7 protein-coding genes and 1 pseudogene are annotated in these 22483 nt (G+C 62.7%); 2 read left to right on the forward strand and 6 right to left on the reverse strand.

The window, feature by feature from the left end; genetic code table 11:
• A pseudogene (tnpC, locus tag VIG90_RS19930) lies at positions 1 to 841 on the forward strand (IS66 family transposase); the annotation flags it as partial.
• 27 nt (positions 842 to 868) lie between these two features.
• Here tnpC and VIG90_RS14865 read toward each other — a convergent pair.
• Positions 869 to 2851, reverse strand: coding sequence for a recombinase family protein (locus tag VIG90_RS14865; RefSeq protein ID WP_414695508.1), 1983 nt, complete (start codon positions 2849 to 2851; stop codon positions 869 to 871).
• A 119-nt stretch (positions 2852 to 2970) separates the two neighbouring features.
• Between VIG90_RS14865 and VIG90_RS19890 the strand changes: the two genes are divergently transcribed.
• Positions 2971 to 3189 (forward strand): transposase, encoded by a 219-nt coding sequence (locus tag VIG90_RS19890; RefSeq protein ID WP_414695509.1) that lies wholly within the window; start codon positions 2971 to 2973, stop codon positions 3187 to 3189.
• A 68-nt stretch (positions 3190 to 3257) separates the two neighbouring features.
• On the opposite strand, the gene VIG90_RS14870 is transcribed toward VIG90_RS19890, so the two are convergent.
• The 5 genes from VIG90_RS14870 to VIG90_RS14890 all read right to left on the reverse strand — a co-directional run.
• Positions 3258 to 15917 (reverse strand): Ig-like domain-containing protein, encoded by a 12660-nt coding sequence (locus tag VIG90_RS14870; protein WP_331594302.1) that lies wholly within the window; start codon positions 15915 to 15917, stop codon positions 3258 to 3260.
• Positions 15918 to 15981: 64 nt separating this feature from the next.
• On the reverse strand, positions 15982 to 17427 hold the full coding sequence (locus VIG90_RS14875; protein WP_331594303.1) for an HlyD family type I secretion periplasmic adaptor subunit: 1446 nt from the start codon (positions 17425 to 17427) through the stop codon (positions 15982 to 15984).
• Entirely contained in the window at positions 17424 to 19556 is a 2133-nt protein-coding gene (locus VIG90_RS14880; RefSeq protein ID WP_331594304.1) for a type I secretion system permease/ATPase, read from the reverse strand. The genes VIG90_RS14875 and VIG90_RS14880 overlap by 4 nt, the downstream gene beginning before the upstream one ends.
• A gap of 56 nt (positions 19557 to 19612) precedes the next feature.
• Positions 19613 to 21061: a TolC family outer membrane protein gene (locus VIG90_RS14885; RefSeq protein WP_331594305.1), complete on the reverse strand. Its 1449-nt coding sequence runs from the start codon at positions 21059 to 21061 to the stop codon at positions 19613 to 19615.
• 518 nt (positions 21062 to 21579) lie between these two features.
• Positions 21580 to 22483 (reverse strand): autotransporter outer membrane beta-barrel domain-containing protein (locus VIG90_RS14890; RefSeq protein WP_331594306.1); only part of this gene is annotated, 904 nt, incomplete at its 5' end.

The following is a 22483-nucleotide window of genomic DNA, read 5'->3' on the forward strand; positions in this document are numbered from 1 at the left end:
GCCCACCCCGTGGTCTCCAAGTACAGCCATCACCTGCCGCTGTATCGCCAGGCCGAGATGATGGCGGCCCAAGGCCTTCCGGTTGATCGCTCGACCCTGGCCGGCTGGGCCGGGCAGGCTGCGAGCCTGCTCGATCCCATCTATCGCCGGATCCGAGAAGAAGGCCTGAAGGCCGCCAAGATCCATGCTAACGACACCTCGGTGCCGATGCTCATGCCGGGCCCGCGCGGATGCGCGCAGGTCCAATGAGAGGCTTGGCGTTGCCAAGCAGGGGCAAGACAGCAACCGCTCGGCTGTGGGCCTACGTCGTTGATAACCAGGCTTCAGGTTCCGCAGCGCCACGGTTGGTCTGGTACCGCTTCACCCAAGATCGCAGCGGCGCTCATCCGCAGCGCGAACTGGCAGAGTTCTCCGGCCTGCTGCAGGCCGACGGCTATGCTGGATATCATAGCCTCTATGCCACGAACCAGGTCATTGAAGTTGCCTGCTGGGCGCACTTCCGGCGCAAGATCTTTGGACTAACCCTGAAACCAGCTTGAAGCCGCTGATCACGGATCTGCTCGAGCGCATCAAGGCTCTTTATAAAATCGAAGACGACATCCGTGGCCAGCCGCCCGAGGAGCGACGACGACAGCGGCAGGAGCGCAGCAAACCGCTGATCGATGACCTTCGCACGGCCATCGATGAGGCCCTGCGTCGCCTGTCGCCCAAGTCAGCCATGGCCAGGGCGCTGCTCTATGGGCGCAAACGCTGGGCAGCCCTGACGCGCTTCCTGGAGGATGGCCACGCGGAGATTGATAACAACATCGCAGAGCGAGCGATGCGAAGCGTGGCAATGGGGGAGTCATTGTGCACCCCTTCGTCAAGTCTATGTAAACATTGGAAGCGTATCCGCGTCAGCGAAGCGATACGGGCGATCTTTTCGGGCTGCGGCGGATTTGATTTGCGGTGATTGCAGATCCTCGGCGCGGATTTGGAAGGGGGCACCAAGTACGACCTGCTCTGCGGACAGAACGCCCGTTTTAATGAGGCCTCGTATGCGGTGATTTATAACGCCCAACGCTTTTGCGGCCTCCGTCATCGTCAGCCAGACACCGTCTTTTTCAGCGGACTGGTAGGCGTGGATTCCCCGCACCCGGCGCACGGACGCAACACGGTGTGCAGTCCAGGTCTTGCCTTGTCCGGTGGGTATACCCATTCGATTGAGCGACGCCGCAATATGCTCGTCCGACCAGCGTCCTGCCATGCTCCGCATCACCGCCAACGCGTCCTCGGTCGTTGAGCAGCCGTGTTCCCCGCTCTGGGGTTTGCGCACTTTTAATTCCGAGTGCTGGCCGCCCCGCCAATGGATGGTGAGGATCACTTCACGGGCCACATCATCAACATCGACAACAATGTCCGCGATCAAGGTGCGCAGCAGCTGCTGACGCGCCCGCATCGTAACCTCGGGAGCGTTCCAGGCCGCTGACAGATTGTCTGCCAGATCCGAGAAGCTTTGCGGGTCGACCTCAAGGGTCGATGGATTCCCCATGGGCTGGCGCGCTTCCAGGTCTTGCACGCGGCGCAGAGCGGTCTCCCAACTCTTCTCCAATTGCGCCGCAATCAGGCGATTGTCGGGATCGCAGGCAGCATAGCGGCGCTCGGCAAGGCGGGCCTCGTAGCGGGCCTGTTGGAGTTGCAGATCAAGGATCTGACGCTGATCTTCCTGTCGTTTCCGGTGCATACGTTCTGCCTCGAACGTGGCTTTGATTGTCAAAGGCTCGACCGCCCGCAACAATTCACGCGCGACAGCAGCATCGACCCTTGGGCCGCCAAAGGTCATGCATCGCGGCAGACCCATCATCAGGTTCGGCTTGTCACAGCGGTAGACAGGCCGGCTTGGCGGCCTGCTGACATAAGAGACGCTCAGTCTGCGTCCGCACCGTCCGCAGATCAGAAGGCCAGAGAGTAATGCTCTGCCGCCTCGGCCGGACTTCGCGCCGCCGGTGCGGCCATGGGTGTTCAGTGCCAACTGCTTTTGATTGCGCTCATACTCATCCCAGTTGATGTACCTGTCATGATGATCCTTGATCATCACCTCCCAGGTTCCGATCGGTTTGCGATGGCCATAGCTCCGCCGCGCACGCCCATCGACAATGGCTGTTCGCTTCTCGCTCTTCCCGTAGACATAGACGCCAGCGTAGAAGGGATTCTTCAGAATAGAGATGACATTGCGATATCGGATCGGTTGCCAGATGAAACTGATCATGCGGCCTTCATCGGACGGTCGCGGGAAGTGAATCTGCTCAGTCGTCATCGCCAGCAGCACCTGGCGCGCACTGCCAAGTTCACGAAAGCGCGCGAAGATCAGCCGGATCACGTCCTGCAGGCGAATGTCAGGATCAAACCCCAGACCAGCTTCTCGGTGCCAGACGTAGCCGAAGGGGACCGACACGCGCAGTTCACCCCGGCGCGCCTTCGACCTGGCGGCATCGAGCATTCGCGCTCGCAGTATGCCGAGTTCGAATTCGCTGATGCTGCCCTTCATGCCTAAAAGCAGGCGATCATTGGGCCGACACGGGTCGTATACGCCGTCAAGGTCGATGACACGGGCTGCGGCGAGCCCGCACAGCTCAAGCAGATGATGCCAGTCGCGACCATTGCGCGCGAGACGTGACGCATCGAAGCACAACACGGCGCCAACTTTGCCGGCACACAGCCATGCGACCAGCCGATCGAAGCCGGGACGCTCCACGGTGCCGCTGGCCGATCGACCAGGATCGTCGTCGATAACCTCGACATCAGTGAAGCCGCGCTGGCGAGCAATCTCGACGAGATCGTACTGGCGCCGCTGGCTCTCCAGGTTGGTCATGACCTGGGATTGCGTTGACTGGCGCACGTAAACCACAGCCTTGCGCGTGAGCAGCGCCCCAGACCACGGTTGTGTCCGACCGGAGGCCGTCAAACTTATCTTTACGCGACGGCATCGTGATGAAGCGGACATGGGCCGGCGAGGTGCGCAACGTGTCGCTGTCGGTGGCCAGCGCGGTCAATGCTGAGGGACACCACAAAATTCTGGGCGTTTGTGAGGATACCAAGGTGAATAAGTGCGGCTGGTTGGCGTTCCCGCACCTTTTGGGTGCTCAGGGAGAGAGGGCGCGTTGCCGTCACCGGGCAGAAAGACCGGGAAGCATCCCGAGCGAACTGTAGCTGTTCCAATCGTTTCCCCTGCCAACATCAGAAATCGGCCGGCAGGAAAACGGCGAAGACCTGCTCTATCAATCGACTGGAATGCCGCTCTGGACATGTAACTCGACGGCTGTGGCTCCGATGGTTGCCGTATAGACAGCGTAGTCGATGCCACCGATGTCCTGCGTGCCCGCTGACGCCCAACCTGTACCGAGCGTCAGCGAGTCTTCGCCGTCTCCCAGTATGGTCAGGATCGAACTGCTGTCTCCGGTAATACCGAGCACATCTGCGGCCGTGAGGCTGGTGATCTCATTGCCATGCAGATCCAGTACCTCGACGTTGGAAAGCTTGCTGTCGAGTTCGCTTCCCAGAAGGCTTTCACCCTTGCGCAGATGGACCGTATCGATGCCATCCCCTGCATCAATCGTGTTGCCGGTCCACTTCAGCGTGTCGTTGCCGCTGGTCGGCATCTGAGCGAACGGATTGACAGTCATATAATCCGTGTCGGAAGTGGACGTGCTCGCCCCGTCCGTTGTGCAAGCTTCAACCCTGATCTGTATGCCGGCGGTTGCTCCGTTCTGGTCCGTCAGGGCACTACGCGCTTGCAAAAAACCCAATTGGTCAAGATCAGACTGGGTGAGGTTCGTCAGTGTATAGATGTCAGTGCCAGCGTCATAACTGACCCCAGCAGTCCTCTCGGTCGAACCAATATAGAACGAGGCAAACTCGCCCAGGCCCGTCAGTTTCAGCGTCGTCGTTTCCTGATTGGCGTCGATTGCGCCCGGCACTGACGCATCGGCAGCATCGGCCATCGACGCGTTGAGATTAAGGCGAATAACCTGATTTTCCGGGCCGAAGCTGCTGGTCGGTGCCAGTTCGACACCATCAGCCACCGGGTTGATGACCACGTCGGCCAGATCAAACTGCTGAAGCATCCCCTCGCGGAAGGCACTCTCGCGGCTGGCCACCATAACCGAGAGATTCTCAAGCGTACCGCTCCAGTGCTCGGGCGGCACGATGGCGACATAAGCGGGCAGGGAGCCATCCGGCTTGGAAATAACCCAGGTATCGCTGCCAGCATTGCTTGCCAGCGTTGCGGTTTCCGCGGAGTCACCGACATAAACGAGAAAGCCGTTCGGAACGTTCGATAACAAGATGAACTGAATATTCTCAGATCCATCTTTATCGATCAAATCCACTACGAGCCCTGAAATCTGAACTGGGTTTGATTCATTGCCTGATGATGGCGCGCTGCTTACTGTCACGCCGTTGTTGATCATGGCAACCTCGGCTGTACCCGATGCGATGCCGGTCTGCACGAGGTTAGAGCCGGCTTCTTGCGTCCGCACCAGTGCACTGAACGACACTTGGCCGGCCGTGCTGTTGTCCGGCGTATAGACGAGGTTGATCGGGGCGCCGGCGGTAACGCCGGTAACGACATAGTACTCGACGCCGCCGACCATTTCCTTCAAGAGCGCAGAGCCATTATAGGTCAGCGTGCCGTTTTCCAGGCCATTGGTGCTGCCGGCCACATCCACCTTCACATAGAGCTTGCCGTCGGTGATCGTACCGAAGGCGCCATCGGCGTCGTTCGAGACGGTGATCGTGACGGGAATGGACTCCACGCCTTCGTTGATAGTCGTAGCTGAAATCGAGATGATGCCTGCGTCCGTGACCGGGTCGACCGGTACAGTCATGCCCTCAATGATGGCCCGCTCGAAGATGCCGCCCGGCACGGAAACCGTGAGGCTTGCATCAAAGTTAAAGCCGCCGGCCGTGTTGTTCTCGTTGCTGTTGGCAGGCGGGGTTACCTTGATCCCCTGAAGCAGACTCTGCAGCGCGGCGTTGGCATCGCCGCCGTCCAGGACCGTGACGGCCGCCGTCCAGACCTCCTCTCCGTTCACTATCGTCATTCTCATGCCCTCGATGCTTGTGCCTGGCGGAACATCCATGAGGCTGACGGTAAAGGTGTTGGCAACGCTCGGGTCGGCGACCTCGACCTGTGCTTCGATCATGTCCGAGAGCAGAAACACGGCGTCCTCGGTCGCGTGGGCGTTGGTGTAATCCCACTTGACGATGTGCGCCGGAATCGGCCCTTCGCCGCCAGCAAAGTCCGTCGACAGATGCCAGACGACTGTGTCGGACCTGATGGCCGTCTCCGCCGGCTGGTTGCCCCGGTCCTGGGTTTGCACCTCCATCGTGATGGGCACGCTGTTGAGGTCGGCGGCGTATCCGCCGACATCGAACACGACGGGGAGGTTGATGCCGCCCGTGCTGTTGATCGGCAATGCGTCGGTGCCGTCGTAGATCAGCAGCCAGGTGCCGCCACCGTTGTATTCGGCGCCCTCCACCGAGACGCCGTCGGGTACGCCCTCGATAATAACACGGATCACCGTCTCGCTGCCATCGGCATCTGCGGTGCCGGCCGCGCTGCCCGCATCAGATACGGTTGCAATGTTCAGGGTCACCGTGACCCGATCACCAGCCGTAAGGCTTGCCGTATCGAGCGCGGCATCGTCGCCGGTGTGCGCATCCGACACCAGGGTCGTGCCCGCGGAGCCTCGAATGTCGATGATCGAGACATCAACCTGGTCGGTCACCGGATTGGCGGTGAGCTCGAAGGTAGCGTCGTGGACCGTTGCATTGCTCGTGCCGGCAGAAATTGCCCCAAAACGCGCGTCCGTGACTTCGTATTTGAAATCAAAAGACCCGAGCGGGCCGTCGAGATTGGAAGCGCCTTTGGCCGCGAGCTGCCCGATCTGGGCATTGGTCAGGACATAGTAGTCCTGTCCGCCGAAATTCTGGATATCAAGCCCGGCGGCCGACAGCTTGGTCGTGCCCAGGTAAAGCGTGAAGTTGGCGCTGTCCGCATCATCCGTGGCAATCCACACTCTCGTCAGCGTCTCGTCGGTATCGCCGTTCTGGTGGACGATGCCAAGGCCGAGCGGCGTCAAGGTGTCTTCATCCAGGGTTGCGCTGGTGGTGGCCGTGGCCTCGGTCGAGGGCGTCACCGTGATCTTGACCGTCGTCGGGCTGCCGGTCAGCGCGTTGCCGTCGTTTTCAGTTGTCACCGGGATAACCGTCAGGGATTGCGTGCCGCTGAAGTTGGCAGGCGTTGTCACCTGAGCGGTATTGAACTGCTGCTGGGTGAGCAGCCAGACGCGGTTCGCACCGGTGCCATCAACGAGCATGGTGCCTTCGGTGAGCGAGAAGCCCTCCGGCAGGCCCGTGACGCGCAGCGTCAGCACTTCTGACGTGTCGTTGTCGTCCAGGCTGATCGTCAGCAGCTCCTTCAGGAGAACCTGGTCCGAGCCGCTGTCGAGCGCCGCCTCACTGTATGTGGTGTCAATCGGGGTCAGGGTTGCAGCATCTGCAACGCCTCGGAGCGAGACTTCGACAGTCAGATTCTGCGCATCCGAGATATCGCTGCCGTCGACCGAATGGGCAGAGACGCCCAGCGTAAAGCTCTTGTTGCTGTTGTGCGGGGGCTGGAGGGCAAGCGGCTTGCTGGCGTCGAACTCTTGGATGGTGACACTGCCTGCCGTGACGGTCTGGAGCACGCCATCGTAGTAAAGCTGGGCGCCCGCTGGAATGTTGGAGATCGTCACGGTGAACGTCTCGGATGGATCCGAACTGGTGGGTCGGATGTTGAGGGGGATCGACGTATCTTCAATCCCGGCGATGCGGGCGTTCAGAGCAACGGTCACATCATCGGCCACCGGGTCGATGATGAGGTTCGACAATACCGCCGATCCTGAGATGGCCTCAGCTGTCGTCCCGGTATCTGGGTCCGCATCGAGGGTATAGGCCTCGACCTTGATCTTGAACGAGCCCGAAAGATCCTTCGGCGCCTTGAACTGCAGCGTGTCGAGGTACGCGGCAGGGATATTGACGGCCGTTCCGTTATAGGGAACCGTGACCCAGGCGCCGCCATTCTCGCTGGTATCGCCGTTCGTTGAATAGCGGAACTGTGCGCCCTTGGCATCACTCGCGCCGCCATCGCCTGCGATCAGCTCGGGCGTCAGCCGTGCGAACAGTTGCTCGTCCCCGTCCTGATTGCTCCAGCCGTCCTTCAGGTTGAAGCCGCTGGCAGTGCCGAGGGTGAACCAGGTGTCTTCAGCGCCGGCGCTGGTGTAGGAATGACCGGCCGTCATGGTAACGTCGTCAATGCCGTCGGCGTTGGAATCGCCGCCGACAGTCTCGGCCACCGGTGTCACGGTGACTTTGACCGGCAGGGTGGTCGTTGTCGTCTGGGTGACGTCGCTGCCGTTGATGCTGACAGTATCCGCCGTCGTTACCTTGATGTCGATGGTCCGGTCCGTGCTGCTGTTGCCAGGCGCCGCAATCCGGAAACCATCGAGCACGGCCTCGCGCCCGGCCTGCGTCAGGCTGGCGTCGAAGGAAATGGTGTAGGTAGTGCCGACAATGCTCGTCGTATAGCCGGTGGTGCTTCCCGTCTCCGAGACGGTCCAGCCGGCCGGCACCTCGAATTCCACCTGGGTGATGATCTCCGAACCGGCGCCGCCGCCGTCGGTCACGGCAATGCCGGACAGGAACGCGGCAGAGGCATCCTCCGTCATTGATACATCCGAGGCTGTGACGTCGCCGCCGACCGGTGTCACATGCAGGTTCAACGTGACAGAACTCTGCTCCACGGCCCCCTTGGTTGCACCGGCACCGATGCCGTCCGCATCCCTATCCTGAGCCTTCAGGGTAACGGTGATTGTCACATCGCCACTGAAGTTGAGCGGCGGGGTGATCACCATGGCGGGTAGACCGGTTGGAGATGTGCTGAGGCCGGGAGCTGCCACGGTGACAGTCGGGTTTTCTGCGGTGACAGTCACGCTATTGACGGTCGTCCCGATGGGCAGGCCCGAAATCTCGAACCAGCGTTCCTCGGATCCATCCGTATCCGGGCCCGCATTGCCGTCGGTGCTGCCGAAGGAAACCGTCAGCAGATCCGCCAGGTTGAAGCTCGTGTCCTCGGCAAACGTGTGATCGGTTGCCAGGCCATCGGCATCGCTGCCGTCTTTCAGCGACAGCTCGACGGGGTCCGTGACCGCCTGGACGTTGACCTTCACGGTCCTCGATGTTTGAATTCCGGCCACCCCGCTGATTGCCAGGTCATTGTCGCCAACCTCATAGCTGGTGACACGCACGGTGACCGTGAAGTTGCTATGGCTCTCGGCCGCGGGCAGAATTTGCAAAGCCTCGAATTGCGCCTTCGTCAGGGTGAGAGTAGGGCTAAGGCCTGCAATATGGTCTCCGTCCGACAGCTGGATGGTGATCGCATTGCCAACGGACGTGAAGAGCACGTTGCCGGACTCGTCAAGAAGCTGGGCGCCGGCTGGGATGCCGCTGAGCGTAATGGCGCCGAGCAGCTCCGGATTATCGCCTGGCGTGCCTGCGCCGTTCCGGTCGGTTGCATCGACAACGACAGGCGCGTTAAGACCAAGCGCGATGGCTGTGTCCTCGCTGGTCTGGATTGTAGCGGCATCCACCGTCAGCTGGGGGGCATCCGAGACCGGATTGACGACAACGGTGACTGTCGTGCTCAGGGTGTTCCCGTCGTCGGCCGTTGTCGTATAGGTGAAGGTATCCGTGCCACTGAAGTTGGCTTGCGGCTTGTAGGTCAGCGTCCCATTGGCATTAACGGTCACAGTGCCGTGCGCCGGGTTGGAGACCGCCAGGTTGGACGGAGAGGCGTCGGCGCTGGTGTTGAACGTGACGCCGGCGCTGTCTTCGTTCAGCGTAAAGGTACGGGTCGTCTCCGGCTGGTCGTCAAGCACCTTGATGGTGAAGCTGGAGCCGGCGGTATCGCCGTCTGCATCTGCCACGCCATAGGCGATGGGAAGGGCAATTTCTTCGCCATTGCCGTGATCAAGCGGGCGGGCGAGCACGAATTTGTAGCTGGCGTTTGCTGCCGCCGGGTTCTCGATGGTGGCGGTAAAAACAACGGGACCGCCTGCGCCGGCTGTTGCCGTCAGGGTGTGGCCATTTGCGCTGACGGTATAGGTCAGCGCCGTGCCGCCGGAGGTCAGGTTCAATGCCTGCAGCGCCGTTTGGGAGCCGTTGAATGTCACATCAATGCCGTCCGCCGCCTTGAGGATGGCGAGCGAACCGGTCTGGGTCAGCGCCGGTGTATTGGGATTGGTGCCGCTCGGCAGATTGGCCTCGTTTAGCGTGTCCGTGTCCGGCGTGCCGATGGAGGGCGCCGTATCATTGATCGTTACGGTCTGGCTGGCCCAGCCGCTGACGTCTCCGTCGCCGTCCTTCAGCTCGTACTGGAACGTAAAATTGACGGCGTCGTTGTCGGCATCTGAGTGGTCAAGAGACGCCTTGGGCGTAAAGCTCCACGTGCCGTCCTGATGCACGGTGAGCCGGCCGTCGTTCGTCTCAAACGTGCTGCCTTCGGGACGGTCCTGGACCTGTCCCGTCCGCACCACTCCGGCTCCATCGGTATACTGGATGAGCCAGACATGCGCACCGTCGGCGCCCTCGGCGTCATTGTCGAGGAGGAGCGCGCCGGTCACCGCGCCGCCGCCTTCCGCAACGCTCACCGGGGTCGTATCGGGATAGGCCGTCGGCACATCATCCACCACCGTCAGGTTGAGGCTGGCCGTAATGCTGGAGTCGGTATCGCTGACCGTGTAGCTGACCGGAATGCTCAGGCGCTCGTGGGTGCTGGGTGTATTGTGGTCCAGCTTGCCGGTCAGTGTCATGGTGACGCTCTGGCTGGCGCCGGTTCCGTCACTTGGGTTGTTCAACGTCAGCGTGAAGACAGGAGTGCCGCCGGCCGCGGCCGTCAGCGTGTGGCCATTGTTGCTCAGCGTATAGGTAAGGGCCGTGCCGCCCGAGGTCAGGTTCTGGTCTGCCAGGCCTTTTACCGTCGCGGCATCGAACACGACGTCGCTGATCGCATCCGCGCCTTTGGTGATCTCCAGATCAACCGTTGCCACCGGCGTGCCGCCGGTGCCGCTGCCCGTCCCTGAGATATCCTTCTCATCAAGGCTGAGGGCAACTGTATCGACGGTGGGGTTGGTATCGTCGATCTTCAGCGACTGGGTCGCGGTCGACTGCGTCTTGTCGCCGTCCTCGATGGTATAGTCGAAGCTTTCCCGAACGCCCGCGGGATTGTATTCGGTCGCATCGCTCGTGTAGCTCCATCTGCCGTCAGGGTGCACGGTCAGCGAACCATACTGGGTGTCGACCGTCGTCCCGCCGGCGAGCACGTCGGCGGTTTTCTGGCTGCCGGTTTCGTCCAGATAGGTGATCGAGATCACCTTGGCCGATCCGTCCGCACCCGCCTTGTCGTTGGCAAGAAGGTTCTGGCCAACGCTCTCGCTGCCGACGCTTACGCCGCCTTCGGCAAGCGAGACCTCCGCCTGGCTTTGGGCAATGGGGCCGTCGTCGAGCACGGAGATCTGGAAGCTGGCAGACGCCGTGTCGCCGTCCGCATCCGTCACCGTAAAGCCAAAGGAAAGATTAATCGGCGATGCGCCATGATCAAGGGGACGGACCAGCTCGAAACTGTAACCGGCGGCCGCCGTGCCCGGATTGGTCAGGGTCACGATGAAGACAACGTCGCCATTGGCCGTTGCCGTCAGCGTATGGCCGTCGCTGCTGATGGCATAGACCAGCTGCATGCCGTTCGAGGTGAGGCCCGAAGGCGCTTCTTGAGCGGCATCGAACACGGTCTCGACCGAACCACTATCCGCGCCGGTGCGAATGCCGAGCGAGCCTGTCTGGGTCAGGGCACCCGTGTCGGGATTGGTGCCCGACGCCAGGTTCGCCTCACTGACGGTGGCCGCAACGGGAGCGCCGATGGAGGGCGCATCGTCAATGATGTTGACGCCAAGGCTCGAGGCGCTGGTCTGACCGGCCACATCCTTGACGGAGAGCGCGATGTTTTCGACGTGATTGGTGGAGGCCGCGTCCGGGTTGGCGACCGTTTTTTCAAGGGTATAGGTGTAGCTCAGCGTCCCGCCGGTCGAGATGCCGCCAGTTTCGCTGGAAGATGCATACCCCGTCAACGTCAGTTTGCCCTGATCCGTGTCGATTTCAACCGGGGAGCCCGCACTCAGCGCCTTCAGATGCGCCAGGGTCAGGGTGGCGCCGCCGATCGTGATGCTGGCAAGCCCGTTGCTTGCGGACAAGGTGATGGTGCCGTTGGCGGCCGCATGTTGGCCTGCCGGCGCGTTGCTGGTGAGGCCCGCCTCATGGACGCTCATCTGTCCGGCAGCAATCCCGTTGCCGTCAACCGGCGTGATTGCTGGGGCGCCGTCGTCATTGCCGTTGATGGTGATGGTAAGGCTTGTGAACGCCCTGCCGCCTTCGCCATCGCTGATGGCATAGCTGAACACATCTGCAAGCGGCGCGCTGGTCCCGTCCAGTCCGTTCACGATCGGATTGCTGTTGTCGAGGATGTACGTGTAGCTGCCGTCGGCATTGAGGGTCAGCGTGCCGTAGGTGCCAGTGATCTGAACCCCGGCGTTTGCGGCACCTGAAAAGTCGCCGAGCCCCGAGGCCGTGCCGTTGATCACGTGCGTGACTGACAAGGCATCGCCGTCCGGATCATTGTCTGCGCCCGCAGGAGTAGCAGCGCTGCCGATGACGCCATTGGCAGCCGAGACCACCAGGTCAGGCCCATCCTCGGTCACGCTGCCGTGATCGGCCTTCGCCTCCGGAGCCGGATTGGCAACGACCCACGTGAAATTCTGCGTTGCCCTGCCGCCATGGCCGTCGTCAGCGGTGATGACAACCGTATAGGTGCCCGCCGGATTGCCGATTGTCCCTGACTGGCTGGCGGAATTGTCGATGGTCCCGCTGATGAGGCCCGTTGTCGGGTCAAGCGTCAGGCCAGCTGGCAGACCGGTTGCAGAATAGGTCAGCGTGTCGCTGGCGTCCACGTCGGCAAAAGCGCTCGTCACGTCGATGTTCGCAATCGCGTCGGCATCCAGGCTCGACTGGGCGGGCAAGCTCGCCACCGTCTCGGGCGCATCGTTGGCACCGGTGACTGTTACGGTCAGGGTTGCCGTATCCATGCCGCCTTTGCCGTCGCCTACCCTATAGGTGATGCTGGTGGTGCGGGTCTCATCCACAGCCAGATCCTCGAACTGGCCGCTCGGGTCAAAGTCATAGCTGCCGTCGGCCTTCAAGGTGAAGGTGCCACCTCCAGAGCCTGCAATGGTGGCGTCAACGTCGGCAGCATTGCCGTTGACCGCGCTGACAGTCAGTGCATCGCCGTCAACGTCGCTGTCGTTGCCGGGCACGCCATTGGCGGCGCTGATGGCAAGCGGCGCATCCTCGCTCGTCGTGTTGATGTCATCGAGCGCTTTGGGCGCGTCATTGACGCCGGTGACCGTCACCTCAAGCGTTGCCGTATCCGTGCCGCCTTCGCCATCGCTCACCGTATAGGTGATACTGGTGGTGCGGGTCTCGCCAACGGCGAGGTCTTCGAACTGGCCATTGGGGTCAAACTCGTAGCTACCGTCAGCCTTCAATGTGAATGTGCCGCCATTCGAGCCTGCAACGCTTGCACCAACATTGCCAGCAATGGCGTTGACCGCGCTGACGGCAATTGCATCGCCATCCGGGTCGCTGTCATTGCCAAGCACGCCATCAGCGGCACTAATGATGAGCGGCGTATCTTCGTTTGTCGTGTTGAGGTCGTCCGACGCAATCGGGCTCGGGTTGGCAACGATCCAGGTGAAGGTCTGCGTGGCCGTGCCGCCGTGGCCGTCATTGGCGGTAATCACAACCATATAGGTGCCAGCCGGACTGCCGGGTGTGCCCGTCTGGCTGGCGGAGTTGTCGATGGTCCCACTGATGAGGCCCGTTGCCGGGTCCAAGGTCAGGCCAAGGGGAAGGCCGGCTGCCGAATAGGTCAGCGTGTCGCTCGCATCCACGTCCGTGAAGGCTGCGGTGATATCGAGATTAGTGACCCCATCAGCATCGAAGCTCGATTGGGCGGGCAAGCTCGCCACGGCCTCTGGCGCATCATTGCGACCGGTCACGGTGACGGTGAGCGTTGCCGTATCCGTGCCGCCTTCGCCATCGCTCACCGTATAGGTGATGCTGGTGGTGCGGGTCTCGCCAACGGCCAGATCTTCGAACTGGCCACTGGGGTCAAAGTCATAGCTGCCGTCGGCCTTCAGCGTGAAAGTGCCGCCATTCGATCCTGCAACGCTTGTACCAACGCTCCCCGCATCGCCGTTGACCGCGCTGACGGAAAGCGCATCGCCGTCCGGATCGCTGTCGTTGCCGAGAACACCGTCTGCCGCGTTGACGACAAGCGCCGTATCTTCGTTCGTTATATTAAGGTCGTCCGCAGCATTTGGGGCCGGGTTGGCCACGACCCAGATGAAATCTTGCGTTGCGGTGCCGCCGTGCCCGTCATCGGCGGTAATGGTAACCGTATAGGCCCCCGCTGGATTGCCGATTGTCCCCGACTGGCTGGCAGAATTATCGATGGTCCCGCTGATAAGGCCCGTTGTCGGGTCGAGCGTGAGGCCAAGGGGAAGGCCAGTTGCCGTGTAGGTCAGCGCGTCGCTCGCATCGACGTCCCGGAAGGCTGTCGTGATGTCGAGATCGACGATCGCATCAAGGTCCAGGCTCGATCGGGTAGGCAGGCTCGCCACTGCCTCAGGCGCATCATTGACGCCGGTAACTGTCACCTCAAGCGTTGCCGTATCCGTACCACCTTTGCCATCGCTTACCCTATAGGTGATGCTGGTCGTGCGGGTCTCACCAACGGCGAGGTCTTCAAACTGGCCATTGGGGTCAAAGTCATAGCTGCCGTCGGCCTTCAGGTTAAAGGTGCCGCCATTCGAGCCTGCAACGCCTGCGCCGACACTTGCCGCATTGCCGTTGACCGCACTGACAGTGAGTGCATCGCCATCAACGTCGCTGTCGTTGCCAAGCACGCCATCGGCGGCACTGACGGTGAAAGCCGTATCTTCGGTTGTGGAATTGATGTCGTCGACGGCCTCTGGGGCCGGGTTGGCAACGGTCCACGTGAAATTCTGCGTTGCCGTGCCGCCATGGCCGTCGTCGGCAGTAATGATAACCGTATAGGTGCCAAGCGGATTGCCGGTTGTGCCCGTCTGGCTCGCCGAGGCATCGATCGTCCCGCTGATGAGGCCTGTTGCCGGGTCCAGGGTGAGGCCTGCCGGCAGGCCGGTTGCCCAATAGGTGAGGGTATCGCCTTCGATGTCCGCGAAGCCCGCCTTGACGTCAACGCCTTCGATTACGTCCGCATCCGCGTCGGATCGTCCGGGCAGACCGCCGGCGATGGGGGCATCATTGACCGGCGTTACCTCGATGATGAGGGTAGCGGTCGTTGTTCCCCCCTGGTTGCCGTCGGTCACCGTGTAGGTGACAACAGGGACTGTGCCGTTCCAGTTCTGGTCAGGCGTGAACGTATAGTCGCCGCTCGGCTTGAGGGTGAGCGTGCCAAGCCCTGGAATTTCGGCCGTCTGGCCGGCCAAATAAACCTCGCCGTCGATCTCGAACTGGGTCACGGCCAGTTGGTCGCCGTCCGCGTCACTGTCGTTGCCAAGCACGTTGCCGCTGAGCGCGGTGTCCTCCGGCGTCGTCACGTGATCCGGCGCGGCGATGGGCGCAGCGTTGGTGACGTCGACCGTGACCGTCGTCGTCTCGGAGATTCCGCCGCTGAGAACAGTATAGGTATAGCTGTCCGGCCCCACATAGCCCGCGTTTGGCGTATAAGTGATCGTGCCGTCCGGGTTGAGGACGGTGGTGCCATGGGCGCCTTGCGTGACTGCCGAGACCGCGGCGCTGCCGTTCTCGAACGTGTCGTTGCCAAGGACGTCGAGCGTGACCGCCTCGCCCGCATGGGTTGCAACCACGTCCGCAGTGATGTCAGCAACGGGCTCGACGGTGATCTGAAGCGTGCTGGCGGCCGTGCCGCCCCGGCCGTCGTTGATGGTGTAAAGGATCGCAGGCACAGCGCCGTTCCAGTCGGCAACGGGCGTGAAACTGTAGCTGCCGTCCGCGCTCAACACGAGGCTGCCGACACCGGCGATCACGGCCGTCTCGCCGGCCGAATACACCCGGCCTCCGATTTCGAACTGTGTCACGGCAAGGGTGTTGTTTTCCGGGTCGGCGTCGTTTTGAAGAACGTTGCCGGTTGCAATCCCGTCTTCTTTAACGACCCGAATGTCAGGGGCAGCTTCCGGCGCCCGGTTGACCGGAAAGGTTGCGGGACGAGCGTTGCTGCTCAGCCATTCGATCGCCTCGGCCGGCGCGCCCTCCCAGGCGATCGTCATCGGCCGGACAGCTGTCTCGATCGGCATCAGGCTGAGCGGACCGATGGCGTCGGTTTCCGGGCTTCGGGTGATGTCGACGAGTTCGACGAAACGATAGCCATCGCCCATGCGCGGCGCCTGGCTGTCATCGCTCCGGGTGCTGTCCTCAGGCGTGCGTGCATTCTCAGCGATGCGCACCAGCTCAGGGGGAAGGGCCTCACCCATGCCCTGGCCTGAGCGGATGATGGTGAGTTCGCCGTTGTCGGGCGTCGTGAAGGTGACGACTTCGGCCTCTTCGCCGGTCGAAGCACCACCCGAGCCGCTTGAGCCGTAATTGAGCGTGAGCGTCGAACCGCTGGCCAGGATCAGAGTCTCGGTGCCCAGGAGTTCATCGCCGACCGACAGGACGCGCAGCGAACCGTCAGCCCCGCGCGCCCATGCTTTGCCGGTTACGCCGACTACGGTCCCGCTCTTGCTCATGTCCAACCCCTGAATATTCGTATCAATTGTCGTCGGTCGTCTGGTCAGCGTGTAGGAGGCGCGGCTAGCGCTCGCTCAGGGCATTCTGCTTGGCCCGCAGCAAGGGCTTCAGCAGATAGGCAAGGACGGTTCTCTTGCCCGTTAGAATATCCAGCTGGACGGTCATGCCCGGGATGACCGGCAGGCCCTGCTTGAACTGGTTTTCCGTCGTCTCGGCCCGGACGAGATAATAGGTGTTGCCCTTCTCGTCGGTGATGCTGTCCGGGCTGATGTGCCTCAGCTTGGCTGCCATGCCGCCGTAGACTGAAAAATCATAGGCGGTGAACTTGACGACGGCCGGCAGATCCGGACGCAGGAAGGCAATGTCGCGCGGCGAGACCTTGGCTTCAACCACCAGCCGGTCCTCGGTCGGGACGACCTCGGCCACGGCATGGCCGGGCTGTACGACGCCGCCGAGGGTGTTGTAGAGGATGCGCTGCACGACGCCGGTCACAGGCGAACGGATCTCGGAATATTTGACCCGGTCCGCAAGGCCCGTGACGTTCTGGCCCAAACTGTTCAGCTGGGCCATGGCTGCGGTCAAGTCGGCGCGCCATTCGTTCTTCGTCGTCAGCTCCACATCCCGGATCCGGGTCTGGGCTTCCTCGATCCCCGATAAAAGCTGGCCGCGCCGGGCCTGTGCCTGCTGGCGCTCGCCCTGGGCTGTCGAGACCTCGCGCTGGAGCCGCAGGATATCGACTTCCGAGACGGCGCCCGAGGCGAGCAAGGGACGGGTGATGGCAAGCTCCTGCTGGGCCATCTGGTAGGAGCGCTCCGCCGTGCTCAGCGCCGCTTCCACCTCGCGCAGCTCGTTGCGCCGCTGCGCCAGCTGCTGCCGGGCGATAAGCAGCCGCTCGTCGAGCTGCTTGCGGCTTTCAAAATAGTACTGCCGCTCCTGCGCCAGGATCAGCGCCGCTTCACTGCCCTGCTCAGGTTGAGCGCTGCCCAGCTCCTGCGGCTCGAAGGATGTGCCGTTGACGAGTGCAGTCAGCCGGTCGATCTTTGCACGCAGGGCAAAGGCTTTTGCCTTTTCCTCGAGCAGATTAGCAACGAAGCGCGTCGGGTCGATGCGGACAAGGACCTGGCCTTTTTCGACCCTTTGGCCTTCCTTGATGAAGATCTCCTCAACGACGCCGCCATCGACCGACTGGACGATCTGCAGCTGGCGCGACGGGATCACCTTGCCTTCGGCTCGGGTGACTTCGTCCAAGGGTGCAAAGGCCGACCAGAGAAGGAGGGCGGCCAAAATGGCGGCAATGCCGTAGAGCAGGCCGCGCGCACGCAGGACGTCCTGCTGGTCGATCGCAGTGCGTGCGCTCGCCTGCCAGTCGCGCACGCTATGGGGCGGCTTGGACCGGAAGGGGGCGAACACCGCATCTAACCACCGGGCGGAGCCTTGGCTTTGCGCGAGGCGATCGATCCCCTGAAAGAGACGCTGCTCAAGAGGGGGCTTGTGAGATGGGTTCGTCACTGCGCCGCCCTTTGAATCTTGCCGCCGTTCAGCTGCTCGAGCACCAGCGCCTTCGGGCCATCAGCGACGATCCGGCCATCATCCACGACGATCAGCCGGTCGACCAGTGTGAGCAGGGCCGGCTTGTGGGTGATCACGAGAAGGGTCCGGTCCCTGGCATAGTCGGCGAGCGTCTTGGTCACATGCGCTTCCAGCCGTCCGTCCATGGCGCCCGTTGGTTCATCAAACACCAGGATACTGGCGTCCATGGCAACGGCCCGGGCAAGGGCGATCGCCTGACGCTGGCCGCCCGACAGACGGTTGCCGCCTTCGCCCACCGGCATCTGCAGACCCTCAGCGCTCGCCCCCAGCATCGCCTTGAGGCCGGAGACCTCGAGGGCAGTCGACAGGTTCTGCGCCCGATTGTCCTTCGAGGCGCCCAGCATGATGTTGTCGAGTACGGTGCCGAAGAGCAGCAGCGGCTCCTGAGGGACGTATCCGATCCGCCGCCGCAACTCGTCAGGGTCGATCTGATTGGTGTGGACGCCATCGACCATGATCATGCCTTCAAGCGGCTGATAAAGGCCGAGGAGCAGCTTGCCGATCGTGCTCTTGCCCGAGCCGACGCGCCCGATGATGCCGACCTTCTCGCCCGCGCGGATGTGAAAGCTGGCGGCCTTCAGCGCCTCTGCCGGAGTGCCCGGGTAGCTGAACGTCACGCTGCGGAACGTGACGTCGCCGCGAAAGTCGGGGCGGCTGATCCACGTCCTGGCCGGGTCGCGCTCCTGCGGCTGGGCGACCGTCTCCTCGATCTGCGCAAGCGAGGTGCGAGCCTGATAGAAGGAGGTCATCAGCGATGCGGTCTGGGCGATCGGGGCCATCGCCCGCGAGGACAGCATGTAGGCTGCAATCATGCCGCCCTGGGTGATGTTGCCGTTGATGACGAGATAGACGCCGGCAATGAGGAGGGCGACCCCGACGACCTGCTGGATGAGGGCGGTGACGCTCCCGACCGAACCGCCGAGGAGGCGCTGCCGGCTGACCTGGGAGGACAGATAGTCCGTTGCCTGCTCCCACGTCTTCTGCACCCGGCCGGTCGCGCCGAACGCCTTCAGCGTCTCCAGAGCAAAAAGGCCTTCGACCAGCGCCGCATTGCGCTGGGACCCGGCCCGGCTCACGTCTTCCGACAATGCGCTGAGGCGGGAGGCGACGGACAGCGCATAGACGATTGCCAGAGCGGCGCCGATGATCAGCGGCAGAGCGAGCCAGGGGGAGATGAGGCCGATGATGAGCACGAACAGCAAAAAGAAGGGAATATCGATCAGCGTCAGCACGGTCATCGAGCCGATGAAAGTCCGCACGGCCTCGAACGACTGGACGGTGCTGGCGTAGCTGCCGACCGATGCCGGGCGCTGCTCGAGGCGCATCCCGAGCAACCGCTCCATGATATGGGCGGACAGCTGCGTGTCGGCACGGGCAGCGGCGGTATCGACGAACCAGCTGCGCATGTGGCGCAATACAAGATCGCCGATCAGGACAACCACAATGCCCGCGGCCAGCACCCAGAGAGTGTCGGTTGCATGGTTTGGGACCACCCGGTCGTAGACGTTCGAGACGAACAGCGGCATCGCCATGGCAAAGAGATTAACGAACAGCGCTGCCAACAGCACGTCCCGGTAAAGGCGCCTGTTGTTCTGAATAACGTCCCAGAACCAATGGCCCTGTGCCTTGGGGGCAGGCCGGGTGCGTGCATCAGGCCGATAAGTCGGCCGGCAATAAATCGCCTGTCCACTGTAGCGCTGCTCGAGATCCTCGAGCGAAAGTGCGATCGGTGTATCCATCGAGCCCAGTTCGGGGAAGAGGACCGAGGCCGTCCCGTCCTTGAGGTCGATTGCCAGGATGAGGCAGGCGCGGGCGTCGCGCAGCAGCAGGACAGCCGGCATGAGCGCGGTGTTCAACCCCTTGAGCCCGGTCTCGACAACGCGCGCCGCAAAGCCGATCCGCTCGGCGGCGCGATGGAACAGGGCGGGTGTCAGGGCGCCGTCCACAGGCAGGCCTGCCGTCAGCGCATCGCGCGTCGTCGAGGTGCCGTGCTGACTGGCAAGCAGCAGCAGGCAGGCAGCCAGGTCATCTCTGCCGTGGTGGTCCATCGCTGACCCCTTGTTTTCTGGTGCCGAGCCGGAGGCGGCGTGCAGGCTGCCCGTCGTCAGTTGGATGAAGCCATGAGTGCACCGCAATCGATCGAGGCAGGCGGCACGGCGTCATCGTCGAAATCGCTGATGGCGGGCATGCCTTCGCGGGACTGCCCCAGCACATCGAGCAGAATGCCCATGGCGTGCAGCGTGCGATAATAGGCCTTGGTCAACTCATGCCGGGCCTGGGCGTGGGCACGCTCTGCCTGGAAGGCTTCGTTCTTGGCATCGAGCACATCAAGAAGCGTGCGCCGGCCGATGTAGAACTGCTTCTCGTAGGCATCCGCCACGTCCGTCGCGCCTGCCCGGTGCACCTCGAGCGCCGACAGCTTGGCCTTCAAGGTGTTGACGTTGTTCCAGGCAATGGACGCGCTCTGGCGCAGGTCAACGCAGGCCTTGTCGAGGAGATCCTCGCTTTGGGAGAGGCGTCGGAGCGCTGCATTGGAGCGTGCCTTGTCGGCGCCGCCGCGGTAAAGATTGTAGCTGAGATTGAGGCCGACGAAGGTTTCCTGGCCGCGACCGCGCACGTCGAACTGGGAGTCAAAGCCGCTGCTGTTGCGGTAGGTTCCGCTGCGTGCGGCAACGGAGACTTTCGGATAATAGGCGGCGTTGCTCTGGCTGACGGCCGCCTTTGCCGCCCCGATCGTGGCATATGCAGCAAACAGGTTCGGATGGTGCCGGACCGCCTCGGTGATGACCGTTGCAAAGTCGGCAGGCACGCGGGCTGAGGCAACCTCGAAGTCTTCGAGCCTGTCTGCGGGCCGGCTGCCGACGACACGCTGGAAATGCGCCATGACCACATGAAGGTTGGACCGCTCGGTCAGGAGGTTGGCCTCGGCCAGCGCGAGACGGCCCGATGCCTGCTGCAGGTCCGCCTTGTTGCTGACGCCCGACTGGGCCCGCTCCTGGATGAGGGCGAGGACATTCTCGTGGGTTACGTAGTTCTTCTGGGCCAAGGCGAGGGTCTGGCGGTACTGCCGGACGTCCTCATAAACCTCGAGCGCCTCGAGCGCCTTGTTCTGCACTTCGTCCAGCAGCTCATAGTAGCGGGCGAGGCGATCCTGGTCTGCCTCTTTTAACTGGCTGCGCACCAGGAAGCCATCGAACAGCATCTGTGTGATCGACAGCTCCACATTGTCCCGCGTGAACCAGCCGCGATCGTCGAACTCGCGGCTGGCCTCGCCGAACTCGCCCCGGACATCGATGGAGGGAAGATAGCCGCCCCTGGCAGCGCGCCGGTCTTCGCCTGATGCCAGGAAAGCCTCCCACCGCGCCTGGACCTCCGGCTGGGTGTTGATTGCGCGCTCGACGGCCTGATCGAGGGTGGTAATGGGCGCAGCGGGCACAGCGTCCTGCGCACCAGCACCGGGCGCGCCCGTCGCGCTTGCCCCGAGGAGCGCCAGGCAGCCAAGGGCACTCCTGGAGAGCGTGCGCTTCAGCTTTTCAAACTGCAGGCCGGCCAAGCGACGATTTATCATCCTGCACGCGTCACTCACGCGAATACTCCCTCACCCGATGCCGATGCCACCGGCATCGACAGGCAAGGCGATGACGACGGCGCTTGCGCTCCGGGCTGATCGCCCGTCCACGGCCCGGACCAACGACTGCCTGCGGCAAGATCGGAGGGCGGGTCATGCGGGAAGGCTTCCCGGTTGCTATAAGTAACCAATGCCGGGAAAATGATTAATGAGCTGTTACCTATAGCAAAGATTTGCTCGAACTAGCCCATTTGAGTGGGAGCGCGTCGTTGAAGAATATCGAGATGAGGCCAGTCGGTCGACGCCAGCGGTCTGCCGGGTTCTTTCAAAATGACGTTTTTCTGCAGACGATTGGGAAAAGAAAGACAGGTAAAAAGGCCGTCTTGGGCGCAGCGCTCCTAGAAAATCAGGATCTTGCTCGGAATTTTGACAGCTCAGACAAATGTGCTGCCCGAGATGATCATCTCAGGCAGCACGGGATCGAGTAGACCGGGAAGGTTGGATCAGAAGCGCAGGCCCAACGTCAGCTTGGCGCCATGGTCGGCCCAGCGGTCGGCAACAGCGCCCCTGTAGGCTGCCCCGATGGTGTAGGCTCCCAGGTCAAGTGCCACACCGGCATCGACCACCGCCGACGTACGCTGGACCTGCTGTCCCTGAATGGCAAAGCCGGCTGTGCCGTCGGTGAAGCGCACATCCTGGGCGTCCATGCGATCGCCCCACGCGCGTTGCCATGCGACGGAAATGGCCGGCGCCAGGCGGGCGCTCGAGCTGATCTCGAGGCTCCCGTCCAGTTTCAGGCCGAGCGAGAGCAGATCAAGCGTTCGGGTCTGACTGGCGACGTTCAGCGCCGCTTCGCTGGCACCGCGTTCGGCAAAGCCGTCGGTGCGGGTGCGGGTGTGAGCCAGCCGGGCGAACGGCGAGAGAGTCAGGCCGCCGGCTGGAATGCCGTAGGCCAGCTCACCGAACAGCTGGCGGGTCGAGGCGTCATACTCTGCTGTCACGCTTCCCGAATAGCCCGGGAAAACAATGGAGCGGGATGCATCAACGTCGTGCCAGGCGTAGGCGCCGCCGATCTGGAGCGACAGCGCGCCGGAGGCAAGGCCGCCGTGTACCGCCAGGAACTGGCTGCTCACATCCGCCGAGCTGGCGCGCGCGCCGGCACGGTAGTCGGCGTTGCTGAGACCCGCGGCGAACCCGACCGCAAAGCCGTTGCCGCTGCGGCTGACGCCCACGATCACGCCCTGGTGATCGGTCGAGAGCCGGGCCATGCCCTCGTGGGCATCCGCCGCGCCCCAGCTCCCCAGCACCTGTCCCCAGAGCCCGGTGCCTTGGCCGTCCAGCACGACGTTGGCCAGCACGGCGTCGCGGATGTGGCGGCTGTCGTTCAGGAGGCCAGCCGAGACGCTG

Source organism: Pedomonas sp. (assembly GCF_036515995.1).
In the GTDB taxonomy this organism is placed as follows: domain Bacteria; phylum Pseudomonadota; class Alphaproteobacteria; order Sphingomonadales; family Sphingomonadaceae; genus Pedomonas.